The organism is Nocardiopsis sp. NPDC055824 (genome assembly GCF_053616335.1).
On sequence record NZ_JBSHDN010000081.1, the window covers coordinates 21,714 to 29,012 of the forward strand.

General features: G+C 74.8%; 7 protein-coding genes. 6 read left to right on the plus strand and 1 reads right to left on the minus strand.

The features are described from left to right. Nucleotides 1-99 precede the first annotated feature (99 nt). The 3 genes from ACWGL3_RS17585 to ACWGL3_RS17595 are packed head-to-tail and all read left to right on the plus strand — an operon-like array spanning nucleotide 100 to nucleotide 2,950. Nucleotides 100-891 carry an IclR family transcriptional regulator gene (locus tag ACWGL3_RS17585; protein WP_452461556.1) on the plus strand — a complete coding sequence of 264 codons (792 nt, stop codon included), beginning with the start codon at nucleotides 100-102 and terminating at the stop codon, nucleotides 889-891. Then, complete coding sequence (locus tag ACWGL3_RS17590; protein WP_267949707.1) at nucleotides 888-2,108, plus strand: CaiB/BaiF CoA transferase family protein; 1,221 nt, start codon at nucleotides 888-890, stop codon at nucleotides 2,106-2,108. Before ACWGL3_RS17585 ends, ACWGL3_RS17590 begins: the two co-directional genes overlap by 4 nt. Next, nucleotides 2,105-2,950: a citryl-CoA lyase gene (locus ACWGL3_RS17595; protein ID WP_452461557.1), complete on the plus strand. Its 846-nt coding sequence runs from the start codon at nucleotides 2,105-2,107 to the stop codon at nucleotides 2,948-2,950. Before ACWGL3_RS17590 ends, ACWGL3_RS17595 begins: the two co-directional genes overlap by 4 nt. 199 nt (nucleotides 2,951-3,149) lie before the next feature. On the opposite strand, the gene ACWGL3_RS17600 is transcribed toward ACWGL3_RS17595, so the two are convergent. Beyond that, entirely contained in the window at nucleotides 3,150-4,382 is a 1,233-nt protein-coding gene (locus ACWGL3_RS17600; RefSeq protein ID WP_452461558.1) for an MFS transporter, read from the minus strand. Between the two features lie 255 nt (nucleotides 4,383-4,637). Here ACWGL3_RS17600 and ACWGL3_RS17605 point away from each other — a divergent pair, with 255 nt between their 5' ends. The 3 genes from ACWGL3_RS17605 to ACWGL3_RS17615 are packed head-to-tail and all read left to right on the plus strand — an operon-like array spanning nucleotide 4,638 to nucleotide 7,257. Next, nucleotides 4,638-5,396: a methyltransferase gene (locus ACWGL3_RS17605; protein WP_452461559.1), complete on the plus strand. Its 759-nt coding sequence runs from the start codon at nucleotides 4,638-4,640 to the stop codon at nucleotides 5,394-5,396. Then, a complete protein-coding gene (locus tag ACWGL3_RS17610) occupies nucleotides 5,393-6,214 on the plus strand; it encodes a Rossmann-like domain-containing protein (RefSeq protein WP_452461560.1) in 822 nt (273 codons plus the stop codon). The genes ACWGL3_RS17605 and ACWGL3_RS17610 overlap by 4 nt, the downstream gene beginning before the upstream one ends. Before the next feature lie 2 nt (nucleotides 6,215-6,216). Continuing rightward, a complete protein-coding gene (locus ACWGL3_RS17615; RefSeq protein WP_267950365.1) occupies nucleotides 6,217-7,257 on the plus strand; it encodes a pyridoxal-phosphate dependent enzyme in 1,041 nt (346 codons plus the stop codon). Nucleotides 7,258-7,299: the final 42 nt, after the last annotated feature.

The following is a 7,299-nucleotide window of genomic DNA, read 5'->3' on the forward strand; positions in this document are numbered from 1 at the left end:
GGGCCTGTACGGGAATCCGCCCCGTGCGCTAGGCTGTCGCCGCGAGTCCACCTGATGGATCAGAGAGACCACACAGTGGACCACTGGCGAGGAGGAGACATGCCGGGAGGCGACGCGGACGGCTCCGTGCGCAGCGTGGCGCGCGCACTGGACCTGCTGGACCTGTTCGACGAGACGCACCAGGCCCACACCGTGCGGGAGCTCACCGAGCGGACGGGTCTGGCCAAGACGACCGTCCTGCGACTGGTGGGAACCCTGGAACAGCGGGGGCTGCTGTGGACCCGGCCCGACGGCCGGATCGGGGTGGGTCCCGGACTGCTGCGGTGGGCCCGCCTGGCCCACGCGGTCTGGAGGGTCCCCGAGGCGGTCCGGGCGGTGATGCGCGAACTCGTCGCGGACACCGCGGAGACCGTCAACCTCTACGTCCGCGCGGACGCGGTGCGCGTGTGCGTCGCCCAGGAGGAGGGCCCCCAGCGGCTCCGCCACGTCGTGAACACCGGTGACGAGATGGTCCTGTGGGGCGGCTCCGCCAGCAAGGTCCTCCTCATCGGCGCCTCCGAGTCCCTGCTCCTGCGCGTCTCGGCGGCCTCGCCCCACGGCCCCGGGCACCTCAACCGGCTCAAGGAGGAGGTGGAGCGCGCCGCGCGGCTGGGCTACGCGGTCAGCCACGGCGAGCGCGAGACCGGGGCCTCCGGCGTCGCCGCCCCCGTGTACGGATCGGACGGCGCCGTCCCCGTCGCCGCCCTGGCCGTGGGCGGGCCCACCGCCCGCTTCACCGACGCCGCGGTCGAGAGCTTCACCTCGGCCGTCGTCGGCGCGGCGGGCCGCATCACCGGCATCGGCCTCGACCCCCTGGGCGGGCCCGCCGGCCCCGGAAGGACGGCCCGATGAGCGCGGCGGAACAGCCCGAACCCCTGCTGGCCGGGGTCCGCGTCCTGGACATGACCAACGTCCTGGCCGGACCCTACGCCGGCTACCAGCTGGCCCTCATGGGGGCGGAGGTGGTCAAGGTCGAGGTGCCCGGCAGCGGGGACCTCGCCCGGCGGCTCGGAGCCGCCCCCGACCTCAGCGCCCGGGGCCTGGGCGCGTCGTTCCTGGCGCAGAACGCCGGAAAGCGCTCCCTCACGCTCGACCTCAAGTCCCCCCGGGGCGGCGAGGTGATGGAGCGGCTGGTCCGCGGGTCCGACGTGCTGCTGGAGAACTTCCGCCCCGGGGTCCTGGAACGGCTGGGCTTCGGCTGGGAGCGGCTGCGCGAGATCAACCCCCGGCTGGTGTACTGCGCGGTCTCCGGGTTCGGGGCCGACGGCCCCATGAGCGGGCGCCCCGCCTACGACCAGATCGTTCAGGGGCTCTCGGGGATGATGAGCGCCACCGGCACCCCGGGGACCGGGCCGCTCCGGGCCGGCTTCCCCGTCGCGGACGTCCTGGGCGGCCTCGCGGCGGCCTTCGCAGTCAGCACCGCGCTCGTGCGGCGCGAGCGGACCGGGATCGGCGCCAGCGTGGACGTGTCCATGCTGGAGACCGCCATCACCGCCATGGGGTGGGGGGTCTCCAACTTCCTGACCACCGGCGTCGAGCCGTCCCCCATCGGCAACGAGAACGCCACCGCCGCCCCCTCCGGCACCTTCGCCGCGGCCGACGGCGCGCTCAACATCGCCGCCAACAAGCAGGAGCAGTTCGAGACCCTGTGCGCCCTGGTCGGCGCGCCCCACCTGGCCTCGGACCCGCGCTTCGCCCGCCGCGAGGACCGCAAGACGCACCGGGACGCCCTGCGGGAGGAGCTGGAGAAGCACCTCGCCCGGCGCACGGCCCGGGAGTGGGAGCGGGAGCTGTCCGAGGCGGGCGTCCCGGCCGCCCGCGTCCTGAGCGTGGCCGAGGCGCTGGACCTGGACCAGGTGGAGCACCGGGGCCTCGTGCACACGCTCCCCTTCCCCGGGGAGGAGGGGCGCGAGCTGCGGGTGCTCGGCAGCGGGGTGCACGTGGACGGGGCCGCCCTCGCCCCGCCCGGACCGCCCCCCGTGCTCGGGGAGCACACGGCCGAGGTCCTGCGCGAGGCGGGCTTCGGCGACGAGGAGATCGACAGGCTGCGCGAGGAGGGAACCGTATGAGCGACACCGGCCAGGAGTCCATGACCCGCCGCGAGATCGGGAGCTGGTGGTCCACGGGGGTCATCAGGATCGCCCCGGGCGAGATCGAGCCGCGCGGCTACCCCGTCCAGGAGCTGATCGGGCAGGCCTCGTTCGTGGACACCGTGTGGCTCATGCTGCGCGGGGAACTGCCCGACCCCCGGCAGTCCCGCCTGCTGGAGGCGGCCTTGGTCGCCGCCGTCGACCACGGCCCCCAGGCGCCCTCGATCGCGGCCGCGCGCATGGCGGCCACCTGCGGCGTCGGCCTGAACAGCGCCGTCGCCACCGGCGTCAACCTCCTCGGGGACGTCCACGGCGGAGCGGGCCAGCAGTGCGTGGAGCTCCTGGAGCGGATGGCGGCCCTGCGCGCCGGGGGCGCCCCGGTGGACCGCGTGGCCGCCGACGAGGTGGCCGGGTACCGCGCCCGGGGGGAGTACGTGCCCGGGTTCGGCCACCGCTTCCACCCCCGCGACCCCCGCCGCGACCCGCTCCTGGGCCTGGTCGGGGAGGCCGTGGAGGAGGGCGTGGTGCCGGGCGGCCCCCTGGAGTCGGCCCTGGCCCTCGAAGCCGCCCTGTCCGAGGGGCGTGCGAGGCCCGTCCCCATGAACGTGGACGGCGCCACGGCGGTCGTCTACGCGTCCCTGGGGTTCCCCGCCGAACTGGCGCGGGGGCTGTTCGTGCTCTCCCGCTCCGTCGGGATCCTCGCCCACGCCTGGGAGGAGCACGGGTCGGGCGCCAGGATCAAGGGGCCGCTCCCCCGCTCGGTCCTGGCGGAGTACACCGGGCCGCCGACCCGCCACGTCCCCGCGGACCGGAGGGCCTGAGGGCCGGTCCCGTCCCCGGGAAGGTGCACGGCTCCGCTCCGCCTTCCCTCCGTGATCTTGTACTTATAGCGAGGTTGGGCGTCGAGAACGTCTATAAGTACAAGATCATCGGGGTCGGGACCCCTCACATCACATCGGCGACGTCTTCGGCCACGGCACTACGGGGCCCTGCTCGGCGCCGACCGCCCCGGCCCGGGGCTCAGGGGGTCCGGAACTCCCGGGCCCCGGGGGCCAGCGCGGCCAGCGCGGGCGCCGCCACGCACAGCAGGGAGCACGCCAGGAGCACCGGCCCGGCGCCGAAGGCCTGCGCGGCCGGGGCGATCAGGGCCAGGCCCACGGGCGCGAGCCCGTAGGAGAACAGGAAGTCCAGGGAGGAGACCCGCGCGAGCTTGCCGGGCTCCACCTCCCGCTGCGCCGCCGTGAACCACGGGACGTTGAACAGCTCCACGCCGACCCCCACCACCGCGTACGCGGCCATGACCGCCAGGGGGCCCACGGGCAGGATCAGGCTCAGCGGGGCCAGGCCGTAGAGGGCCAGCCCGGCCAGGGCGGTCCACCCCTGGGCCGGGGGCCGCCACCGGGAGACCAGCACCGCCCCGAGGAGGGCGCCGCCGGTGTAGGCGGTGAGCGCCCCGGCCAGGACCGCCTCGGTCCCGTAGTGGTCGCGGCTGGCCAGGGGGAGCAGGACGTTGGTGGCGGAGTAGCCCAGGGCGATCACCACGGTGAGGGCGCCCAGCCCGGCGACGAACCAGGGGTGCCTGCGGGCCTCGGCGAGCCCTTCGAGGAACTCGGTGTGGAAGGCGGCGCGGGTTCCCCGGTCCCCGGTCCCCGCCGCGGCGCCCGCCGGGGGCAGGAGCGCGGCCGCGAGCCACAGCGCGGCCGTGACCAGGAGCAGGGCTCCCGTGCCGGTCACCGTCGACAGCAGCGCGGTCAGCCCGGGGGCGAGCAGGGTGGCGCCCCGCACGGAGAACGTGAGGGCCGCGTTGGCCTGCTGCCGGTCCTCGGGGACGACGACCTCGGCGGTGAGCGCCTGGAACGCGGGGCGGCAGGCGCCCTGGCCGACGCCCACCACGGCCGCCGCCGCTGCCATGAGCGCGGTGGAGGTGCCCAGCCCCAGGGCGAGGACGGGTGTGGCGGCTGCCGCCGCGAGCCCCGACCACAGGACGACGGACCGCCGGGAGTGGCGGTCGGCGAGCAGCCCGCCGAGGGGGACCGCGACCAGGAAGCCCGCGGTCCGCGTGGCCAGGACCAGTCCCAGGCCCACGGCTCCGAGAGAGCCGTCGAGCACCGCCAGACCGAGGATGAACGGCAGGGCCCAGGTCGCCAGGCCCGACGCCGTGGTTCCGCACCACAGGCGCACGAAGGCGGGGTCGAGGAGGGGGGAGCCCCGTAGCCGGCGGGGATCGGTCTGGTTCGGCGTCGTCGTTGACACGCGTGGTCTCTCGCTCTCTGGCGGTTCGGCAGGGGTCTGTTCCATCTTAGTGAAAACGATAACCACTAACGCTCGTATTCACATCGCCGCCATCTGCTGACAATGATTTTCATTTCCCCTATAGTCGTCATCGCCAGAGCCGCCCCTGCCGCCCCGCGCGGTCGGTCCGGTGTCCGAGATGCGACCTGGGGCGTGTGTGCCGGCGCCCCGTGTCCGCATTCCGAGACGTACCCCTCCGCCGTCGAAAGGACCCGCGTGGATCCCTCCCTGATCGCCCAGCTCCCTCCCCCTCTTCCGGCCGAGCAGATCATCGGCATGAACCAGCCCAAGGCCGACCTCCGCACCCACCGCACCTACACCTGGAACGGGTGGGACTTCACCGTCCCTCCCGGCGTGTTCATGCCGGGGGAGACGAGCCGGATGATCCACCAGCGCCTCCTCGACGGCGACATCGCGGTGCGGGGCAGGCGCTACGCCGCGATGGGGGTCGGCCTGGGGGTCGAGACCGCCGTGGCGGGCCTGCGCGGAGCGGCGCGGGTCTACGCCGTGGACGTGCACGCCGACAGCGTCCGCGCGGCCGGGGACAACTACCGCAGGCTCGTCACCGGCGCGCAGGCGCCGGAGTTCGTCCCGGTCGTCTCCGACGTCTTCGCGGGCTTCCCCGAGGGCCACCAGGCGGACGTCGTCACGTTCAACCCCCCGGCGGTCAGCCAGCCGGTGAGCGACGACCCCGACGTGGTCCGCAACGTGTGCGCCGGAGCCGCGGTCACCGAGGCCTTCTTCTCGCAGATCGCCGAACGCGACCTGCTGGCCCCCGGCGGGGAGGTCTACCTCATCGTGTCCAACACCGCCGACCTGCGCCGTATCATCGGCCACGCCGCCGACACCGGGTTCAGGGCCCAGATCCACCACCTGCACGACTGGGAGGACGGCGTCCTCACCCACCTGTTCCGGCTGACCCGCGGACCCGCCGGGGCCGGGGACGGCGCCCACCAACGGGAGGCCGTCCGATGAAGGACCTCGACGCACTCTTCCGGTCGGTGCTGGCCGAGCCCGACCTGCCCCCGGCGACCAGCGTGTTCTGGGTCCACCACGGCACCCGGCTCGCGGGGGGAGGGGTCACCTACCTCAACCAGTACGTCCTGGTCAGGGTCGGCCGGGCCTTCGGCGCGTGCGCCTTCGAGCAGGGCGCTCTGGACCCCGCGGTCTGCGCCGAGGCGTCCGGCGCCCCGCTGCGCGACCTCCTCCTGCACGGGCCGCTCCCGCTGCGGCTCGCCGCCCTGGACGCCTACCTGGGACAGGCCGCGCCGCACGCCGAGGACCCCCGCGCCGAGGAGGTCGTCCTGCCCCGGGGCACCCCGGAGGAGCGGGCCCTGGCACGCGACGCGGCCGTCGCCGGTCTCGTCCCCGAGCCCGACGGCCGCAAGGTCGGCCTCATCGGCGTGGTGAACCCCCTCGTCGCCGCCATCCACGAGAGGGGAGGGCGCTGTCTTCCCTGCGACCTGAACCTGCGGAGCACGCAGTGGGGCGACCCCGTCACCCCGGACATGGAGGAGGTCCTCTCCGAGGCCGACGCCGTCGTCGCCACCGGGATGACCCTGGGCAACGGGACCTTCGACCGCATCCTGGAGCGCTGCCGCGAACGGGACGTCCCGCTCGTGGTCTACGCGCAGAGCGGCGCGGCCGTGGCCCGCGCGTTCCTCGGCGCGGGCGTGAGCGCCCTGTCGGCCGAACCCTTCCCGTTCTCCCAGTTCAGCGCCGACCCGACCTCCCTCTACCGCTACCGGGCCCACGGTGCGGACCGGAGAACGGCCGGGGGAGGGGAGGGGTGACCGTGGACGAGCACTTCTCCGAGGCCGTGGGCAGACCCGACCTGATCGACCTGGGCGGGGGGCTGGCCTGCCTGCGCTTCGAGTCCATGAAGGTGGCCTCCGCCGTGGCGGCGGTCCGCCACCTGCTCGACACGGGGGCCGTCCGCCCGGGCGACACCCTCGTGGACAGCTCCAGCGGCATGTACGCCCACGGCCTGGCCCTGGCGGCCCACCGCTACGGCCTGCGCTGCCACATCATCGGCTCCACGACGGTCGACCGGACCCTGCGCGTCCAGCTCGCCGTGCTCGGCGCCACCCTGGAGCAGATGCCGCCCTCCGACGACCTCCGGCTCGACCAGAACCGCCGGGTGCGCAGGGTCCGCGAGGTGATCCGGGACAACCCCGGATTCCACTGGATGCGCCAGTACCACGACGACGTCCACGCCCTCGGCTACCGCGAGGCCGCCGACATGATCGCCCGGGAGACGGGGGGCGAGCCGCTGACCCTGGTGGGCGGCGTGGGGACGGGCGTCTCGACCGGGGCCCTGGCCCGCTTCCTGCGGGAGAGGGAGCCCGGCACCGCGCTGGTGGGGGTCCAGCCCTTCGGCAGCGTCACGTTCGGCGGCGACGGCGTCGAGGACCGGGACATCATCATCGCGGGCATCGGCAGCTCCATCCCGTTCGGCAACGTCGACCACTCGCTCTACGACACCGTCCACTGGACCGGGTTCTCGGCCGCACTGGCGGGGAGCGTCGACCTGCTCCGCCGCCACGCGGTGTTCGCGGGGCTCTCCACCGGGGCGGCCCACCTCGTGGCGCGGTGGGAGGCCCGCCGCAGCCCGGGGCGCCGCGTCGTGTTCCTGGCGCCGGACACCGGCCACCGGTACGTGGAGTCGGTGTTCGCGCGCCACGGGGAGGCCGCGGCGATCGAGGACCTGGCTCCGCGGGAGGTCCTCGATCCGGACGACCTGGAGCTCCCGTGGTCGCGGATGGAGTGGAAGGGGGCCGCGCCGCCCTCCCGCGCCGTCCACACCGACGACCTGGTCACGTCCCTGGAGGGGTGAGGACACCCGCCGGAGTCCCGCTCCGGCGGGCGCCTCCCCGTG